Source organism: Bacteroides luti, from assembly GCF_900128905.1.
GTDB lineage: Bacteria > Bacteroidota > Bacteroidia > Bacteroidales > Bacteroidaceae > Bacteroides > Bacteroides luti.
This window is the reverse complement of the sequence record NZ_FQTV01000007.1, coordinates 192212-211474: the sequence shown is the minus strand read 5'-3', so window position 1 is coordinate 211474 and position 19263 is coordinate 192212. Positions and strand designations below refer to the sequence as shown.

Below are 19263 nucleotides of genomic sequence, written 5' to 3'. Positions count from 1 at the left end.
TTTAGTTTATGGAAGAGTTCAAAAAGAAAAGCGCAGTGGATATGAGCGAGAAGGAAATCGTTTTTTCTAAATCAATCAAAGCAGGTAAACGCATTTATTATTTAGATGTTAAAAAGAACCGTAAAGACGAAATGTTCATTGCTATTACAGAAAGTAAAAAAGTAGTTTCAGGAGAAGGAGACGATTCACAGGTTTCTTTTGAAAAACACAAAATCTTTCTTTATAAAGAAGATTTTGAGAAGTTTATGACAGGATTAACGCAAGCAATCTCTTTTATAAACGACAACCAAGGTAATAATGAAGAAACTGTAATCAATCAGGCTGACGAAGAAGAAATAAATACTGATCATATAATTTCTGACGAAATAAAGATTGATATTGATTTTGAATAGGAAATATTTTTTATTTAAGTCATTTATCCTTCCCTTTTCTTTGTAATATAAAAAAGAAAGCGTACTTTTGCACCGCTTTTTACTGGCATCGTGTGATATACCACATCGTGTAATGGTGAGTTAAGCAACAAAAAACTTAATTTAGAGTAACACAAAAAAATTAGAAAATGAAATCAATTGAAATTAAAGCATCATTGAGAAACGAATTCGGAAAGAAAGGTTCTCAAGCAATTCGTAAGACTGACAGCGTACCTTGCGTTCTTTACGGACAAGGAGAAAACTTACACTTTACAGTAACAAACGATTCTCTTCGTAACTTGGTATATTCACCAGATATCTATCTTGTAAATCTTGATATCGAAGGTAAGAAGGTTAAGGCTATCATGAAAGATATCCAATTCCACCCAGTAAAGGATAATATTCTTCACATCGACTTCTATCAGATTGATGAAGCTAAACCTATCGTAATGGAAGTTCCAGTAGCTCTTGAAGGTTTGGCTGAAGGTGTTAAAGCCGGTGGTAAGTTAACTCTTCAAATGCGTAAAATTAAAGTTAAAGCATTATTCAACAACATCCCAGAAAAATTGGTTATCAATGTATCTAGCTTAGGTTTAGGTAAGACTATCCAGGTTGGACAACTTTCATTTGAAAACCTTGAATTATTAACTGCTAAGGAAGCTGTTGTTTGTGCTGTTAAGTTGACTCGTGTAGCAAGAGGTCTTGCTGCTGCAGCAAATAAATAATTAACTTTTTAAAGTTTAATGAAATACTTGATTGTAGGATTGGGTAATATCGGTGAAGAATACCGGGATACTCGTCACAACATAGGATTTAATGTATTGGACGCCCTTGCTAAGGCGTCCAATATTGTTTTTACCGATGGACGTTATGGGGCTACCGCTACTCTATCGATAAAAGGTCGTACGCTTATTTTGCTCAAGCCATCTACTTATATGAATTTGAGCGGAAATGCAGTACGCTATTACATGCAAAAAGAAAAAATTGCTTTAGAAAACGTACTTGTAGTGGTTGACGACTTAGCGTTACCGTTCGGCACTCTTCGCTTGAAAGGAAAAGGTAGCGATGCTGGTCACAACGGGTTAAAGCATATAGCTGCAACTTTGGGCACCGAAAACTATGCACGTCTGCGTTTTGGTATAGGTAATGATTTTCCACGAGGTGGACAGATTGACTTTGTTCTAGGCAATTTTACCGAAGAAGATATGAAGACAATGGATGAGCGCCTGGAAATGGCTGGCGAAATTGTGAAAAGTTTCTGTCTGGCAGGCATATCTCTTACAATGAATCAGTTTAATAAAAAATAAAAAGTATGGCTGAAGCGAGAATAGACAAATGGATGTGGGCAACGCGTATATTCAAAACACGTACTATCGCTGCCGAAGCTTGTAAAAAAGGTCGTGTTTCTATTAATGGTTCACAGGTAAAAGCATCACGCACTATTAAAGTAGGTGATGTTATTCAGGTAAAAAAGTCGCCTATTACTTATTCATTTAAGGTATTGCAAACAATAGAAAAGCGAGTTGGAGCTAAGCTTGTGCCGGAATACATGGAAAATGTAACCACTCCTGATCAGTATGAAATACTTGAAATGAGTAAAATTAGTGGTTTTGTGGACAGGGCACGAGGTACAGGACGACCAACAAAAAAAGATCGTCGAGAATTAGAAGATTTCAGCACTCCAGAATATATGGATGATTTTGACTTCGAATTTGATTTTAATTCAGAAGATTAGAAAGTAATCTATAATGGCTGGCATTCCTTACAATAGTAAATGCTTCCGCCTAAATAGTTTTCTTTTATAATAATACTACCACATTTAGAGCAAGGCTTTCCAGAAGTATTTTTGGAAAGCTTTGTTTTATATCCTCCGGCGTTGCCAAACAAATCTGTTTCAACATCTCTTCCACCTAATTCACAGATTTCAGATATCGTATTCTTTATTACATTATACAACATCTCCTTTTCTTGTATATTCAGTTCCTGAACTTTCTTTTTGGGATGTATGCCGGCATTATACAAAATATCCTGCAATACACCATTACCAAGACCAGGAATTCTTTGTTCGGTAGCTAGCAAAGCTTTTGCAGATTTCTTCTGAAGATTTTCATCAGAAATAAGATTCATGAAATAATCTTTGCTAAATGCATCTGATAAAACAGAAGGCTTTTCTACCGCAACAAGATAATATGGATTATCGAATGCACCGACCTGGAAAGCCCATAATCCGCCATACATCTGCACTGTTACAGCAAGAAAAGAATTATCATCAAATTCTATCAGGAGCTGATGCTTATCGGGTATTTTACTTCCAGACCCAAAATAACGAAGATTAGCTCCATCACCAAATACAATTCTGGTTTTTTCTGTACTAATTTCAACCAAACCTCCCCGAGGATTGGAATCAATAACTTTTTTCCCAATCAAGAGTGATGGGTAATTTTGAGGATCACCCAAGAAGAAAGCAAACTTGTGAGGAGAAAAACCTGCAACAACATCAGTAATAACCTTTCCTTTAATAGTATTATTCAACTGACGGCACAATACAATAGATTCGGGTATTTCAATCATAACAGTCAAATATTAATTGATTTATTATCGTCCGGAAAAACTTGTACTTTTGCTTATACTCCACTTTCTATTTGTGGTTAAACAAAGTAAGAAGAAAAAAGCCGGACTTGCAAATAAGTCCGGCTCTATTTTTATATCCGATAAAGAAGCTTTACCGGACCATTTACAAGTATCAATTACAAGAAATCCACTTTTCCTGTTTTCATATCATAGATTGCACCAACAATCATAATTTCGTTTAGGTCTTCCATCTCTTTAAGAATAGGACTTTTACTTCTAATCTCATCAATTGATATTTGAACATTTAAGTGACAGACAGCATCCATAAACTCATCATTCTTTGATGATTTATCTCCTTTATAAAAACTATTAGCTTTTTCTACAGCTGGTTTAATTTTAGAAAGTAAAGATGTTATATTTCCCATCTTTACATCATCAATTGCCGACTGAATAGCTCCGCAATGCGTATGGCCTAATACAACAATAAGTTTAGATCCGGAAACTTTGCAGGCATATTCGAGGCTTCCCAGAATATCTTCATTTACTATATTTCCGGCTACACGAGAAACAAACATGTCTCCTATACCCCGATGAAAAATATCTTCAACAGGAACTCGCGAATCAAGGCAAGATAAAACTACTGCCAACGGATACTGCCCTAAAACTGCTGTACGAATACGGTCGGAATTATTACGAACAGTTAGATTATCTTCTACAAATTCCTGATTCCCTTTTTTCAGAATAACTAGAACCTCACTGGGGGTAAGTTTCTGTTGCTCCTCTTTAGAACGTATGGAACCAGTAAGAATATGTTCCAGACCCAATTCTGATTTATTTTCTTGTTCTCCCATTTTGTTATCCTTTACCTTTTAATAATCACTCACAAAAATATTACTTTTAATGTAATAATGTATGTTTTTTAATATGAATGTACATATCTCTATTTCTCAAATTATTCTAAATACAGACTTTTGCTGAAAAGATATCTACGATTAAATTTTAAAATATGAAAGCATTAAAATTATGTTTTATTGTAGCATTTACGCTATTTGCAATGACTATTTCGGCTCAGGAAAAAGCCAAAACTACTAAAACTCAAATTACAGGTGAAGATTTATTAGGTTTAAAGTCGGGTGCCGATCCTAAGAAAGCCAATGCCGGAGTTGCCGGATCGTCTATAAAGAAAGGTCGTCCGGTTGTTTTTATAATAGGTGACTCAACCGTAAAGAATGGAAAAGATAATGGTAGCAATCACCAATGGGGATGGGGACATTTCTTTGCAGACTATATTGATACAACTAAAGTATCGGTAGAAAACCATGCATTGGGTGGACGCAGCAGTCGTACTTTTATTACCGAAGGACTTTGGGATAAGGTACTTTCGGCAGTAAAACCTGGTGATTATGTACTTATTCAGTTTGGACATAACGATAGCGGTTCATTAAATATGGGACGTGCCCGTGCTTCATTGAAAGGATATGCTGATAATGATACCACTGTAGTTATGGAGCTTACCGGGAAAGAAGAGACTGTTCATTCTTTTGGCTGGTATATGCGTAAATATGCAAAGGATGTAAAAGCTAAAAAGGCTACTCCTATCCTATTATCACACATACCTCGCAACATGTTTACTTCTAAAGATAGTGTAGCTGTTATTCGTAATAGCGATGGCTTCGGTCTTTGGACTAAAGAAGCTGCAACAATGGAGAAGGTTCCATATATTGATTTGAATAAGCTTATAGCAGATAAGCTTGACAAGATGGGTAAAGATGCTATTCAAACATTATATTATGGCGATCATACTCATACTTCAGAAGCCGGAGCTATATTAAATGCTCAAACCGTTGCAGAAGGTATCCGTGAATTAAAGAACTGCAAGCTAAAAGATGCTTTAAAGAAGTAAGATATAATACCTAAAGGGTAATTGAACAACTGGTTTACAATATCTGCATCCATTCAAAAAAGGAAGTTTGATATTTCTCAAAAAAGTAATTAACCAGCTGATTTACACTACTTGCACCAACTCTTAAAAAGAAGTTAGATATTTCCAAAAAGGGTAATTAAGCAGCTGGCTTACACTAACAGCATCAACTTTTAAGAAGGTTAGATATTTCCCCAAAAAGGTAATTAACTAGCTGGTTTTCATTAGCTATACTCATTTAAAAGAATAAGTTAGATATTTCCTCAATAGGTTATAAAAAAGTAAAACAAGTCTCTGAGAATTGAGTTTAAAAGACATTTTCTTAGAATAGACAAAAAAACAATAAAAAAATGTGGTTGTTCCGTTTGGAACAACCACATTTTTTATATAAAACGTAGATTGTATCTAATTACAAATTAGCTTTTACAGCATCAATCAGTTCCTGATATTCAGCATCTGAAAGATAAACCTTACCCGGATTCATAACGAATGTGCCACCAAAGTCGGGACCACCTTCATATTTAGGAGCCAAATGGAAGTGTAGATGAGACAACTTATCCGAATAAGCACCATAATTAATTTTTGCAGGATGGAAAGCTTTATTCATAGCACTAGTTACTTTGGCAACATCAGCCATAAAAGCATTGCGATCTTCATCACTCAGTTCATTAAGATCGTTAACATGATCTTTATATGCAACCAGGCAACGACCTCTATAAGTTTGTTCCTTAAAAAGGAATGCTCTTGATACACTTAATTGTGCAAATTCAATCATTAAATCATGCAAAGTCTGATTGTTTTGGCAATACAGACAATCTTTAGGATCACTCATTTTTACTATCTATTTTATGTTAATGTCGTAAAAGTAATTATAAATATTCTATCAAAGGTGCATTTTTTAGCTCTTTTGATTTACCAATTTGTACACATCCTCTTTCTCGCCTACAACCCATACCACATCTCCTTCCTGGAAAGGAGCATTCACATCCGGCGTTCTCAGAGAATTACCATCACGTTCCATCCCCACAATCAGACACTTATATTTGTCACGAATACCCGATTCACGAATAGATTTGCCGAGAAAAACAGAATTAATATTAATCATAAACTGCTTCAAAGTCATGATGCTTTTTTCTAAATCCTTATTATCTTCTACCACATCTTCCTTCATCATATGCTGACTAAACAAGTTTAACTGTTCGTCAGTACCTATAACCTGAATCTTGTCCAAAGGGAAAAGTCTTACAGAAGCTCCCGGAATATTAATGCGTTGCTTTCCTCTGAGAATTGAAACAACATGCACACCATACTTCTTACCTAAATTGAGTTCTGCCAATGTTTTTCCGGCCCAGACAGACTCGCCCGGAATTTCTAAATCGGTGAGGTGTAAGTCTCGCGAAAGCAGACTACCTGCATAAGCCGGCTTTTTACTTCCTATATACTCGGCATGCATATCGCGTAATCGTAGATTCTGAATAAATCTGCGTTCAATAAGGATAGACTGCTTTTTCAATACTCTTGAATAGACCATTAAAAAGACAAGAATTACAGCCACTCCAAGAGCTAATCCTACAGAAGCTTTGAAGAAATGAGCAATAACAAATGCAACAAACGCAACTGCTATTACCACTCTTAAAACAATTGTAGAAACCAACGGACCACGATTTACATGGTTGTCTTCCCACAGCGTCACAAACTCTTCGGAATGGTTCTTCTTTACCACAATAGCCCTCAAGAATGGAGATATGCAAAGAACAGTAAAGATTGTACCACATAATGCCGCCCAAAATTGAGGTAGGTAATTATGAAATACTGGAGCAACAAAACGGAAGGACAATATAATAACGGCAATACTTATAATAGAATATATAACAATGTTTCGCCCCATAGCCATAAGCAGTTTCTTCCAGTCACTCTCATAGTTCACTGTTTGCGATCCTGAAGAATAGCGGTCGAGGAACCGCTTCCAGGAGCGAGGCATTGAGCGGTCAACCTTTACGTAAGCCGGTTCGGCAAGACGAATCATATACGGAGTAAGAAAAGTTGTGATTACAGAAACTGCAACTACGATTGGATATAAGAAATGGCTTGTTACTTTCAATGTTACACCTAACGAAGCAATAATAAATGCAAACTCACCAATCTGACCTAAGCTGAATCCGCATTGCATGGCAGTCCTCAATGGCTGTCCAGATAAAAGCACACCAGAGGTTCCAAAAATAGTTTGCCCCAGAATTACAACAAGTGAAATTACCGCAATTGGCAGAGCATATTCTACAATCATTGAAGGATCTACCATCATACCTACAGAAACGAAGAATATTGCTCCAAAAAGATCTTTCACTGGTTTCACCAGATGTTCTATATGTTCCGCCTCAATTGTTTCGGCCAATATAGATCCCATAATAAATGCACCAAAGGCCGGAGAAAATCCTACCTGAGAAGCAAGCACAACCATTCCGAAACACATCCCCAAAGAAACAATCATCAATGTTTCATCACTCATCAGCTTACGTGTTTTTTTCAGGATTCCGGGAATAAGGAAGATTCCCACAACAAACCAAAGAACCAGAAAGAAAACAAGTTTAGATATGCTGGCAATAAGATCACTCCCCTGAAAACTGCTACTTACAGCCATTGTAGAAAGCACAACCATAAGAACAATGGCTAGAATATCTTCAAGAATCAATATGCTAAGCACAAGTCCGGCAAACTTCTTCTTCCCTAGTCCCAAATCATCAAAAGCTTTGTAGATAATGGTTGTAGAAGACATCGCAATCATTCCACCAAGGAAAATACAGTCCATCCGTTTCCACCCAAATCCCAGACCAACAGTTATTCCTACCACTATCATACAAAAGATGATTGTACAGGCAGCAATGATGGCCGACCCTCCTACTTTCAATATTTTCTTGAAGCTAAATTCCAGTCCAAGGGCAAAGAGAAGGAATATAACACCTATATCCGACCAAGTTTGTATATTAGCTGTATCGACAACAGAAGGGGTTAGAAATGTATGCGGCCCTACCAGGAAACCCGCAACAATATATCCCAGAACTAACGGTTGTTTTAATTTCTTAAATAGCAACGTGGTTATTCCGGCAGATATAAGAATGAGCGCTAAGTCTGCTATAAGATTCGGTAAATGTGACATCGTATTTTCAGATTAGTTTTCACAAATATACTTTTTTCCGAGCAGAAAGGAAAGTTTCAGACATTAAAAAAAGCGATATTATAGCATTTAGCTACAATATCGCCTGATTCTTAACTATAATAAATACCAAAATTTATTTTCTGAAAGGAGGTTTTACAACCACAGCTTTGATTCCTTTTCCACGAATGCTAATAAATATTTCAGTTCCCGGTTTAGAATAGTCAGTCTTTACATATCCCATTCCAATACCAATCTTACGAGTTGGCGAGATTGTTCCGGAAGTAACTTCACCAATCTTTTCTCCTTCTGCGTTTACCAATTCGTATCCATGACGGGGAATACCTTTATCTACCACTTCAAACGCAACCAGTTTACGGGTTACACCTTCTGCTTTTTGTTTTTCAAGGAATGCACGGTTAGTGAAATCCTTTCCATCCACAAACTTAGTGATCCATCCCAATCCAGCTTCCAGTGGTGATGTAGTATCGCTCAAATCATTTCCATAAAGACAGAATCCCATTTCAAGGCGAAGTGTATCACGCGCACCTAAACCAATTGGCTTTATTCCATATTCAGCACCGACTTCAAAAATTGTGTTCCATATTCTATTTGCACAGTCGGGATAGAAATAAAGTTCAAATCCGCCTGCACCGGTATACCCGGTATTCGAGATAATCACATTCTCATATCCGGCAAACTCACCAGTTGTAAAGGAGTAATATGGAATTTCTGACAGATTCACAGACGTTAGTTTCTGCAGCACTTCAATGGCTTTTGGTCCCTGAACAGCAAGCTGAGCCATTTTATCGGAAGCATTTTCCAGTTCTGCGCCCACAGTGTTATGACTCACGCACCAATTCCAGTCTTTTTCTATGTTAGAGGCATTAACTACCAGCATATATTTTTCAGGTTCATAATAATAAACCAGCAAATCGTCTACAATACCACCGTCTTCGTTTGGGAAGCAAGTATACTGTGCTTTGCCTATAGTCAATGCAGCTACGTTATTAGAAGTAACTTTTTGAAGAAAAGCAAGTGCATTTGGACCTTTTACCCAGAATTCTCCCATGTGAGAAACATCAAACACCCCTACTCCGTTGCAAACGGTAAGGTGCTCATCTATAATTCCGGAATATTCAATCGGCATATTATAGCCGGCAAATTCGTGCATCTTTGCACCTAAAGAAATGTGTTTGTCAGTAAATGGCGTGGTTTTCATAGTATTAGAATTTTTTATTTCTTATTTGCTGGCTACAAGCTCAGCAATTTTAATGATCACTTTGGTTGCTTTTTCCATAGATTGTACTGGTACAAATTCATAACGGCCATGGAAATTCAAGCCTCCTGCAAAGATGTTTGGACAAGGCAAACCTTTGAAAGAAAGTTGTGCTCCGTCTGTTCCTCCACGGATAGCTCTTACCTTAGGTTCAACTCCTACAGCTTTCATTGCAGCAAAGGCTGTATCGATAATGTGCATTACCGGTTCAATCTTTTCGCGCATATTGTAATACTGATCCTTCAATTCAAGAGTTGCAGTTCCTTCACCAAACTCTGAATTGATTTTGCGAACCAGGTGTTCAACTTCGGTCTTACGATTTTCGAACTTTGAACGATCGTGATCACGGATAATATAAGAAACCGTAGTTTGTTCCACCGTTCCGTTAACACCAATCAGGTGATAGAAACCTTCGTAACCTTCTGTGTGTTCAGGTGATTCGTGACGAGGGAACATTGAAATAAATTGATTGGCAATACGTATTGAGTTAACCATTTTATGCTTTGCATATCCCGGATGAACGTTACGGCCTTTGAAAGTAACCTTAGCCGAAGCTGCATTGAAGTTTTCGAATTCAAGTTCGCCTACTTCACCACCATCCATGGTGTAAGCCCAATCGCAACCAAATTTCTCCACATCAAACTTATGAGCACCTTCTCCAATTTCTTCATCAGGATTAAATCCAATACGAATCTTTCCGTGTTTAATTTCAGGATGTGCCTGCAAATAAGCAATGGCAGTAAGTATTTCTGCAATACCTGCCTTATCATCTGCACCAAGAAGAGTTTTTCCGTCGGTTACAATCAAGTCTTCCCCTTTATGATCCAACAGTTCGGGAAACATTTCCGGAGAAAGAATCACTCTGTCTTCCTTGCAAAGAAGAATATCTTTTCCGTCATATTTTTCAACGATACGTGGGCTAACGTGTTTGCCGCTCATATCGGGACTTGTATCCATGTGTGCAATGAATCCGATGGTTGGAACTTTTTTATCAGTATTTGCAGGAAGTGTAGCAAAAAGGTAACCGTAGTTGTCTAGAGAAATCTCTTCCAGCCCCATAGCTTCCAGTTCTGTTTTAAGATATTCTGCGAAAATCATCTGTCCCGGAGTGCTTGGAGTTAGCCCGGTTAGCTCGTCCGATTGGGTGTCAAAACTGACATATTTAAAAAAACGTTCTACTAAAGTCATATAATTAAATTTTTATGTTGTTTTTATACTGCTTGTAAAGGTAAAAAAAGAGCCACGAATTACAAAGTAATCCGTGGCTCTTTTTTATTTTTCAAACTGCAGTGTGTTTTTACTTGAGTTTTCTATGGGTCAAAATTAATAATATAGCGGGTAACTATATTACTTTTATGTTAATCCGAAAAAACTATATCTAAATACCTATTGCAGTAAAACTCAAACGACTGCAGGCTGTTTTTAAAATCAATGCCGGGAGATTTTATTTTAGACCCGGGTCTGAATATTCTTTTGATGTACATCATAATAGTAGTTTGATGTACATCTAAAGCATACTTTGATATACATCAAAAATATACTTAGATATACATCAAAACAAAAATATTACTAGAGAGATTTGTTAATGTTTCAGCTCTTGTTCCTTTTTCATCTTATAGAAGTTCTGAAGCACATAGAATGCTTTCTTTTTCAAACCTCTTTCAGATATTACTCCCTTACGATTAAAGAAATCCTGAATACCGTTTAACTGGCGACGTGAAGAGCGGAAATCCATCAAAATCCATGGAGAAGTTCCGGCAAATCCGTCTACACGGTTGTACATATCGAGGGTGTTTTTGTAAAGTTCTTCCTGATACTCTTCCGTCCAACGTTCTGTTTTGTCGCCGTGTTTACCTTGCAATGCTCCTCCCCCGAATTCGCTGATGAAGAATGGCTTGTCATACGGAATATCCCATTGACGGGTTTTGCAATCTTCCGGCGTTCCACCATACCATCCCAGGTAATTGTTGAAACTGATAATGTCTACATACTTGCTCATGTAATCTTTTACCTGACTCACATTTCCTTTTGTTCCGGTTACTTCCATTGCCATGCTTAACAAGCGAGTGTTGTCTTTTGCACGAACCTGAGCAGCAAGATCGGCAAGGAACTTATCGCGTGCATCGCTGTGCGGAGTTTCGTTGGCTACCGACCAGATTATAATGCCGCAACGATTCTTGTCGCGTTCCATCATATCATTTAATTGTGTGGAAGCATTCTTATAAGTATCCGGATTGCTCCAGTGAATAGTCCAGTAAACCGGTATTTCACTCCAAACCATTAGCCCCATCTCTTCAGCAGCACGAACCATAAATTCATTGTGCGGGTAATGAGCCAGACGAACAAAATTACATCCCAGTTCTTTTGCCCAGCTTAACAGAAGCATTGATTCCTCTTTCGAGAAAACTCGTCCCTGACGGTAAGGTGCTTCTTCGTGAATGGATATACCTCTAAGGAAAGTCTTCTTGCCATTCAATAAGATATTTTTTCCTTGTGTCTCTATCTGGCGGAAACCTATTTTATCATTCAGAACATCTTCACCGTTACGAATTATCACATCATACAGTTTTGGAGATTCAGGCGACCAGAGTTTTGGTTTAGCCTTTAAAGCAAAGACCGCTTTTCCCTCAGCATCAGTCAGCAGCTTCTTCTGAATCTTCAACTCAGGAATCTCTACAGAAACTTCTACCCCGGCCTTCTTTTCATTTAGCTGAACGTAACCTTCCACCTTGTCATAGCTTCCTTTGGGAAGTTGAACCAAATAATCGTCTACAAATACATCAGGAGTTTCTACAAGCAAAACGTCGCGGGTAATTCCTCCATAATTCCACCAGTCGGAATTCACCGTTGGCACACCTTCCGGTTTACGTTCATTGTTCACCCGAAGAATCACAAAGTTACTTCCCTCTTTAAGTTTATTGGTCACATCAAAATTAAAAGGAGTAAATCCGCCTTCGTGAGTTCCAATCTGTTCGCCATTCAGATAAACATTACAGAAGTAGTTCACAGCACCAAAATAAAGGAATGCTTTGGTACCCGGTTTGGGAGTATAATTAAAGTCTTTCTTGTACCAAACACTACCTTCGTAAAAGAACAGTTTATCATCTTGCGTATTCCAGTCGCCCGGAACTTTGATCAGCGGAGCAGTATCAAAATTATACTCCACCAAGTCCGATTTAGATTTAGCCTTCTGATTTTTAAAAAAGCCGTTGTTGCTTACATTAAGCCTATAGTCATAATACCCATTGTCGAAGGGATCCACGATGGAATTCCAGGATCCGTTTAGTGATTGTGTGTGGCGTGCGTATACATTATTCAGTATCGTATCAGCTTTCACCAGCGAAAGTGCAGAGATACATGCTAATAAAACCAGCATTAATTTCCTCATAATCTTATTCTTTAAGGTTCTTTTTATAAAATAGTGGAGCAAAGATATACTTTAAAAGACAATCTTTACTCCACAAATAATTCAAAAGAGTGTTATTTTAATTAATTAATGCTTTTCTATTTAAAAATGTTGAGGTTCCATTGGTCATACCATTTCAATACCGGTTTGCCATTTTCAAAGAGAATGGGCAGCCATATATAACGGGCATCGATAGGATGTTTAGGCGTCCATCTGTCTGCCATAAAGATATAAGCATCTTTTTTCCCTTCCACTTTTTGAATAAAAGTGCTTTGGGAATGGAAAGTCAGTTTAGCATCATTTCCCACACAAGGATTAGGATACTTTTTCCAAGGTCCCCAGATATTTGTAGCAGAAAACATACGAGCCTCGTTAGGATCCCACCCGGTACAACCAGAAGTAATCATCCAGTACACGCCATCTTTCTTGAATATTGCTGGAGCCTCATTGTGTCCACCGGGGAAAATACGAATATATTTTCCGGAGTGACCTAAGTAATCGTCTGTTAATTCGGCAATCTGTAGAGTCAGGTTCTCTTCAGACGAATAAATATGGTAAGCCTTTCCGTCGTCGTCAACGTAAATTGTCATATCGCGAGACATCTGCCCATCCTTTAAATCTCTTTTTGTAAACAAGCCATTATCAACAGCTTTGTACCATTGCGGAGTCCACCACTCTTTATAATCTTCAGTATTCAAAGAGAGCTTCTTTTGTTCATCTGTCATATTCATTGGATAGATTCCTGGATTGGAACGAAACGAACGAACGAACTTGTATGGTCCGGTTATCTTATTGCTCACAGCAACACCAACACGAGCAGCAGCATATCCTTTTCCTTTAAGTTCCAGGTGAAACCACATCACAAACTTATTCGTCTTCTTATTATATACAACCTTAGGACGTTCAATAATACAACCTTTAGTTATATCACTTTTCTCATCTTCTTCAACACTTAAAGCAATCCTCTGGTTTTTCCAGTTATAAAGATCGGAAGAAGAATAGCAGGTTACTCCAACTAAAGCACTACTGGTATTTTCGCTTTTGAACTCTCCAAACCAATAATACTTACCCTGAAAATATAAAGTTCCACCTCCATGAGCATTAATATGAACACCTTTATCATCGGGCCATATCTTACCCGGATAAAATGATTTATTTACTGCACCAACCTGAACACTGAAAAAGGCTACACAAGCCATTAAAACAGGAGTGATAATTCTAAAAAGACTCTTATATCTCATTAATTAAAATTTAAAGATTATACGCAAATATAGACTCTCAAATTATGTAAATGCACTAAAAATAGCTCTTTAAGTTCCGTTTTTAGCCTATTCACCAATACTTATACATAAAAGATGTATAATTCTAGTTCACTAAGTTATAAATTCCGGAAATCCTTATCTAGAAGGATATAGCAAAAGAAAAATATAACTTATTTAACACAGAAATACGTACTAAAAGAAGAGGTTGCCAATGACAACAAGTATCAGGCAACCTCTGAAAGAAAGTTATTCTAAACCCTGGAAACAACTCAACTTAATAAACCGGATTCCTATTTTTGCTGATAAATCCGCACGTAATCTATCTCATAGGTTAATGGAAATTTTGTTTGAGAAGGATCTCCCCCATTACGTCCTATTGCAAGATTCAAAAGCAAATATTGCGGTTGATGAAACGCATTACTACCATCCGCATTGATCGTTTTAGAAAGATCAACCTCGTTCAATAATTCATCATCAAGATACAACCGGATAAAATCTTTATCCCAATCCATACGCCAGATATGAAATTTACTTGCCCAATCAGCATCTTTTTCTGTAAAATGGCTCAAAGGTTTATTTGAACCATCCCACTTAGCTTTCCATCTTACATTTGTTCCCCACGCAGCATTGGCCAATATTGAAGGGACATTGTTTATACGATAAAATTCCATCAAGTCAACTTCACCACTTGACGGCCATTCCTTATCTTTACCTAAAGTCCAGATTGCAGGCCATGATCCGCATGCTGTAGATATCCTTGCTCTAACCTCAACACGTCCGTATAAAAATTCCTTTTTACCCTCGGTCTTTATAGAAGAAGATGTATATTCTGCATACTCTCTTGACGTTTTCCAATTAGTATCTCCCTTCTTGTATTCAGGATTCAGGACTTTTTCCCTACGTGCTTCTATAACTAAAACACCTTTTTTGCAATATGCATTTTTATCCTGATACCACTGCAACTCTTCATTGCGGGCAAATCCTTTCTCAAAGCTCCAGAATTTTTCATTGGGCTTTCCTTTATAATTAAATTCGTCGCTCCACACCAGCTTCCACTTTTGTCCAAAAGCTAAAGTTGGAACAAAAAAACATAGCAATAAAAGCTTATACATTTTCATATCTGTATTATTATACTTTTTCATGTTATTCATTAATAAATAAAAAACTAACACCTAAGAAAACGTTAATCAATACTCAAAAAATCTATGTTCACAATTTCTTTTGATATACCCGAACATAATCAATCATGTATTGCATTGGGAAAGCGTCATCAGCAGGTGTGCCTCCATTTGCACCAATAGCCAGGTTTAACAATATATATTGCTTTTGTTTAAATGGCCACGTATAATTTGCAGCAGATCCATTTTGTGTTTGAGACTGTTTTGTGGTATTATACAAAACATCATCTACATATAGATCTATTTCATCTTCATTCCAATCCATACGCCATACGTGGTATTTCTTTGCCCAATCGGCATCCTTTGCTGTAAAACTGGAGAATTTTGTTTTAACAGAATTCCACTGAGCAGTCCATGCTTTATCTGTTCCCCATGCTGTGTTAGCAAGAATATAAGGTTCACCGCCAATCAGATAATATTCCAGCAAATCAATTTCACCACATGATGGCCAATCGTACCAATTACCAAGAGTCCATATAGCTGGCCAGGCACCTTTCCCTGTCGGAATCTTTGCCCTGACTTCCAGTCGTCCGTATTGAAAATCGAATTTACTGTGAGTAGTCATCGAAGTAGAAGTATACTCTGCATATTGACGATTTGTTTTCCAACTGGAACTACCTGCCACATAATTAGGATTCTGCACTCTTTCTTTTTTTCCTGTAATTACCAAAGTACCATCTTTACATTGAGCATTATCCGACTGATACCATTGTAGTTCTTCATTACGAACAAAGCCTTTTTCAAAAGTCCAGTTATTCGAATCAGGAGCACCGTTAGAGTTGAATTCATCACTCCAAATCAGTTGCATACCATCTTTTTCACTTTCAGGTATAGCCGGATCTGGTTTTGTTTCATCGAAATCGGCAAACTTAAATACCAGCATTAAAGAATTTACTTTCTTATTTATTGTATAAGAAGTTGAGTTCTTAATCTTAACCGGCAAAACAAATTTTCCGTTTCTTCTTACAATATCATCAGCCAGCAATTTATCTTTATGAATGGTTACAGTCAATGAAGAACCTTCTTTTTCACCGGTTTTCATTGAAAGCTGATTAGACGATAATTCGTAATAACTGTCTGGTAAAAGTTGTGCCTTTTCATACAAGCTACCTTTTTCTGCATTACTTATTAATTTTGCTAATGAATCTTTATCTATCATCAGGTCAACATTAACATTCTTATTGGCAACTCTGTTCTGATACAACGCAAGATTCAAATTAACAACTGTATCTTTTTTCTGAGAAGAGGCAATTTTCATTGATATGGCAGCATCGGAACCATTCCAACAATCAGCAGATTGTTTCAAACAAAGCAATGATGTATCTACATTATCTGTTGCAAGGTTATCATTGTCACTGCATGCAGAAAATGTAGATATTATCGCAGCCATTGAAATGACTGCGATAATATTTATAAAAGTTTTTTTCATAGTAACTGCAAAGGACTAATCCTTTTCGTCTGTTTCAGGATTAAATACATTCAGTTTAACATCGTATATTGCAAATTCTGCCATATTGAAGTACTTAGTATTTCCACTGGTAGCAATTACATTAAAACGGAAGTAGGTAAACTTTTTGCCTGGAGCAACATAGTTTGATGTATACTCAGAACTTACAGCAGTTGGTAACCCAGAAAGGGTTGTTACTGTTTCCCAATTCTGACCATCATTACTTATCTGTAATTCAACACTACTTGGTCTTGCAGATGTTCCAGAATTGTTTCGGTTCATGTAATATATCAAAAAGTTTTCATGAGCTTCATTAAAGTTAATCTGAATATACTGAGGCAATGAAATTTGAGGAGAGCTCCATCTTGTATGGAAGAAAGTTCCTGAATTTCCGTCAAGAAGATTCTTTATTGGGCCCTCTGTTGGTTCCTGAGCATTAGTACTTAATTGAGTGTCGGTAAGAGTTATCTTTGTCTTCTCAGCTACAGTAGTAACTGAAGGTGCTGCACCCGAAGTAGCCTCAACAATATTTATATCTCCACCTTCTTTAGCTGCATTAAATGTCTGGAAATAAAATTTATATGCTCCATAACGGGCTCTTGTATTACTAATAAGCATCTCGGTAGTACCTTTTGATGCTATTTTATATATATCCTTTTTTTGTAACGGATCATAATATTTTATCTGCAAATAAGCAAAATCTCCAGCAGGAGCCTGCCATTTAAGTTTTATTTGTCCGGGTAATGCCTCCGACTGAACTGCCTTAGTATCAATAGAAGCAGGAACACCGGTATACCCAACTAGTTCAAATTGCTCAATTTTATCATCACATGCATTCATTAGCAGAAGAAATACAACTGCTAATGAATATATAAATTTTAGTTTCATGGTTTTCATCTTTTAATAATTTAATAATACCTGATTACCAACCTGGATTTTGAGTAAGATTAGGATTCTTTCTTATTTCAACATCCGGAATAGGGAATAAATACATCTTATCATCCCAGATACGATTCTTTATAACACGGTTATAAGTATAATTACTATTATCTTTTGAAATCTCCATTCTAACAATACTCTTAAACTTATCACCTTCTTTCCAGCGACGAACATCCCAGAAACGATGTCCTTCGAAAGCTAACTCAACCATACGTTCACGTTCGTACTTTTTCCAGAAATCAGCATTTGATAATCCAGCAGGGAATGCAGGCATCTTAACATCTTCACGATTTCGGATAACATTAACGGCATCTTTAGCAGACATTGTAAATTGATCATTTGTTGCATCTGCCGAACCTAAATATTTAAATACAGCCTCAGCATAATTTAAATAAAACTCGCCTAATCTGAAAGTAATCCAGTTGTGTTTCTTTCCACCACTGCTATTTTGAGCACTGATATCAATAGTTCCATCCAAATATTTCTTCAGGTAATATCCTGTTGGAGTAGCACCAGATATAGGCAGACCATTTCTACCTCCAATATATGTCTCTAAAAGATTTGCATTTGTGCTAGGCCATTTCTCTCCATTAACAGCAACAGTCATACTTAATCGTGGGTCTCTGTTTGTATATGGTTTTTGAGGATCATAACCACTTTCAGTTTCATCCCACGCCTTTCCGGTTGTTTTCATTTCATAAGCATCAACCAAAGTTTGTGTCGGACAGTTTCCTGAATTACCATTTTCCATACCAACAGGGAAATTTGTTGTTTCCGGAGAGTTAGTATCACCTATTCTTCTAACAAAAATCATTTCTGAAGCCTTCCAGTTATCAGTTCCCCACAAAGCTGAATATTTGCCAAGCTTAATGCTGTTCTGACTACAATAATCAATAACGGTCTTGCTAGCTTCAGCAGCCTTTTTCCACAAAGTCAAATCATTATTTGCATTAAATAATGGACTTGCCTGATACAAAAGTGTTCTTGCTTTCAATGCCAAAGCCATACCACGAGTTACACGACCAGTTTCAACACTACCTATTGTTGATGCATCTTCTTTTAAATCATTGTAGTTTATAGGTAATTTATCAGCAACAGCATCACATTCGTCTGTTATAAATTGGAAAACGGTCGCAGCAGGAGTTCTTTCTAATTTATTAGCTTCATCTTCTGTAAGAACATTTGTTGTAAACGGTACGTCTCCGTATGCTCTGACCAATAAGAAATAATAATAAGCTCTCAACAAACGGACTTCATACTGATAACGATTGAAACGATTCATCTGAGCCTGATAATCTTTATCAAACTTAAGTTCAGAGAAATCTGCATTCGGGAATTCTTTCAGATAGTAGTTTGCTTCTCTGATAGCCTTGTAATATCCCCATAATGAATATGAGTTAAGTGGTCCCCATGAACCATTATAATAATCATGAACATTAGACCATGACCAGGCATATTCAGATTCATCGCACGCAGAACTTAATGAACCATTAGAAGGTAAATCTGAATCAAGGTAACTATATATATTGGTAACAAAGCCACTTGTACGGGTAAAGTCTGTAAAGACATAGTCTTTACCATATACTGTATACTCGTGATAATCCATTTCATTAGTACAAGATGAAAAAGCAAGTACACAACCTAAGCCTATGAATATATTTTTTAATTTCATATTAATACTTTTTTCTGTTTATTGAAT

At 36.9% G+C, this 19263-nt stretch carries 17 protein-coding genes; 5 read left to right on the top strand and 12 right to left on the bottom strand.

The window, feature by feature from the left end:
* Positions 1-8: 8 nt before the first annotated feature.
* The 4 genes from BUC21_RS08425 (at position 9) to BUC21_RS08410 (ending at position 2145) form a co-directional block, all read left to right on the top strand.
* The gene (locus tag BUC21_RS08425) at positions 9-392 is read left to right on the top strand and encodes a DUF3276 family protein (RefSeq protein WP_073401180.1); all 384 of its coding nucleotides are present in this window, start codon (positions 9-11) and stop codon (positions 390-392) included.
* Between the two features lie 167 nt (positions 393-559).
* Complete coding sequence (locus BUC21_RS08420) at positions 560-1135, top strand: 50S ribosomal protein L25/general stress protein Ctc (protein WP_073401179.1); 576 nt, start codon at positions 560-562, stop codon at positions 1133-1135.
* A gap of 18 nt (positions 1136-1153) precedes the next feature.
* Positions 1154-1717: an aminoacyl-tRNA hydrolase gene (gene pth / locus BUC21_RS08415; protein ID WP_073401178.1), complete on the top strand. Its 564-nt coding sequence runs from the start codon at positions 1154-1156 to the stop codon at positions 1715-1717.
* A gap of 5 nt (positions 1718-1722) precedes the next feature.
* Entirely contained in the window at positions 1723-2145 is a 423-nt protein-coding gene (locus BUC21_RS08410; protein ID WP_073401176.1) for an RNA-binding S4 domain-containing protein, read from the top strand.
* Between the two features lie 8 nt (positions 2146-2153).
* Here BUC21_RS08410 and BUC21_RS08405 read toward each other — a convergent pair whose 3' ends face one another.
* Positions 2154-2981, bottom strand: a complete 828-nt coding sequence (locus BUC21_RS08405; RefSeq protein ID WP_073401174.1) for an endonuclease VIII — start codon at positions 2979-2981, stop codon at positions 2154-2156.
* A gap of 176 nt (positions 2982-3157) precedes the next feature.
* Positions 3158-3832, bottom strand: coding sequence for a carbonic anhydrase family protein (locus BUC21_RS08400; RefSeq protein WP_073401172.1), 675 nt, complete (start codon positions 3830-3832; stop codon positions 3158-3160).
* A 155-nt stretch (positions 3833-3987) separates the two neighbouring features.
* On the opposite strand from BUC21_RS08400, the gene BUC21_RS08395 reads away from it, so the two are divergent.
* Complete coding sequence (locus BUC21_RS08395; protein WP_073401170.1) at positions 3988-4884, top strand: rhamnogalacturonan acetylesterase; 897 nt, start codon at positions 3988-3990, stop codon at positions 4882-4884.
* A 427-nt stretch (positions 4885-5311) separates the two neighbouring features.
* Here the strand turns inward: BUC21_RS08395 and BUC21_RS08390 are convergent, their stop codons facing one another.
* The 10 genes from BUC21_RS08390 to BUC21_RS08345 form a co-directional block, all read right to left on the bottom strand.
* Entirely contained in the window at positions 5312-5734 is a 423-nt protein-coding gene (locus BUC21_RS08390) for an HIT family protein (protein ID WP_073401168.1), read from the bottom strand.
* Between the two features lie 66 nt (positions 5735-5800).
* Complete coding sequence (locus tag BUC21_RS08385; RefSeq protein WP_073401166.1) at positions 5801-8056, bottom strand: cation:proton antiporter; 2256 nt, start codon at positions 8054-8056, stop codon at positions 5801-5803.
* Positions 8057-8189: 133 nt separating this feature from the next.
* The gene (gene gcvT / locus BUC21_RS08380) at positions 8190-9275 is read right to left on the bottom strand and encodes a glycine cleavage system aminomethyltransferase GcvT (protein ID WP_073401164.1); all 1086 of its coding nucleotides are present in this window, start codon (positions 9273-9275) and stop codon (positions 8190-8192) included.
* 21 nt (positions 9276-9296) lie between these two features.
* On the bottom strand, positions 9297-10520 hold the full coding sequence (pepT, locus tag BUC21_RS08375) for a peptidase T (protein WP_073401162.1): 1224 nt from the start codon (positions 10518-10520) through the stop codon (positions 9297-9299).
* A 394-nt stretch (positions 10521-10914) separates the two neighbouring features.
* The gene (locus BUC21_RS08370) at positions 10915-12720 is read right to left on the bottom strand and encodes a glycoside hydrolase family 2 protein (RefSeq protein WP_175550503.1); all 1806 of its coding nucleotides are present in this window, start codon (positions 12718-12720) and stop codon (positions 10915-10917) included.
* A gap of 116 nt (positions 12721-12836) precedes the next feature.
* On the bottom strand, positions 12837-13979 hold the full coding sequence (locus tag BUC21_RS08365; RefSeq protein WP_083547649.1) for a glycoside hydrolase family 43 protein: 1143 nt from the start codon (positions 13977-13979) through the stop codon (positions 12837-12839).
* Between the two features lie 311 nt (positions 13980-14290).
* A complete protein-coding gene (locus tag BUC21_RS08360; protein ID WP_317043351.1) occupies positions 14291-15142 on the bottom strand; it encodes a glycoside hydrolase family 16 protein in 852 nt (283 codons plus the stop codon).
* A 67-nt stretch (positions 15143-15209) separates the two neighbouring features.
* Positions 15210-16568 (bottom strand): family 16 glycosylhydrolase, encoded by a 1359-nt coding sequence (locus tag BUC21_RS08355; RefSeq protein WP_175550502.1) that lies wholly within the window; start codon positions 16566-16568, stop codon positions 15210-15212.
* A 54-nt stretch (positions 16569-16622) separates the two neighbouring features.
* Positions 16623-17513 carry a discoidin domain-containing protein gene (locus tag BUC21_RS08350; protein ID WP_073401220.1) on the bottom strand — a complete coding sequence of 297 codons (891 nt, stop codon included), beginning with the start codon at positions 17511-17513 and terminating at the stop codon, positions 16623-16625.
* A 34-nt stretch (positions 17514-17547) separates the two neighbouring features.
* Entirely contained in the window at positions 17548-19236 is a 1689-nt protein-coding gene (locus tag BUC21_RS08345) for a RagB/SusD family nutrient uptake outer membrane protein (RefSeq protein ID WP_073401158.1), read from the bottom strand.
* Positions 19237-19263: the final 27 nt, after the last annotated feature.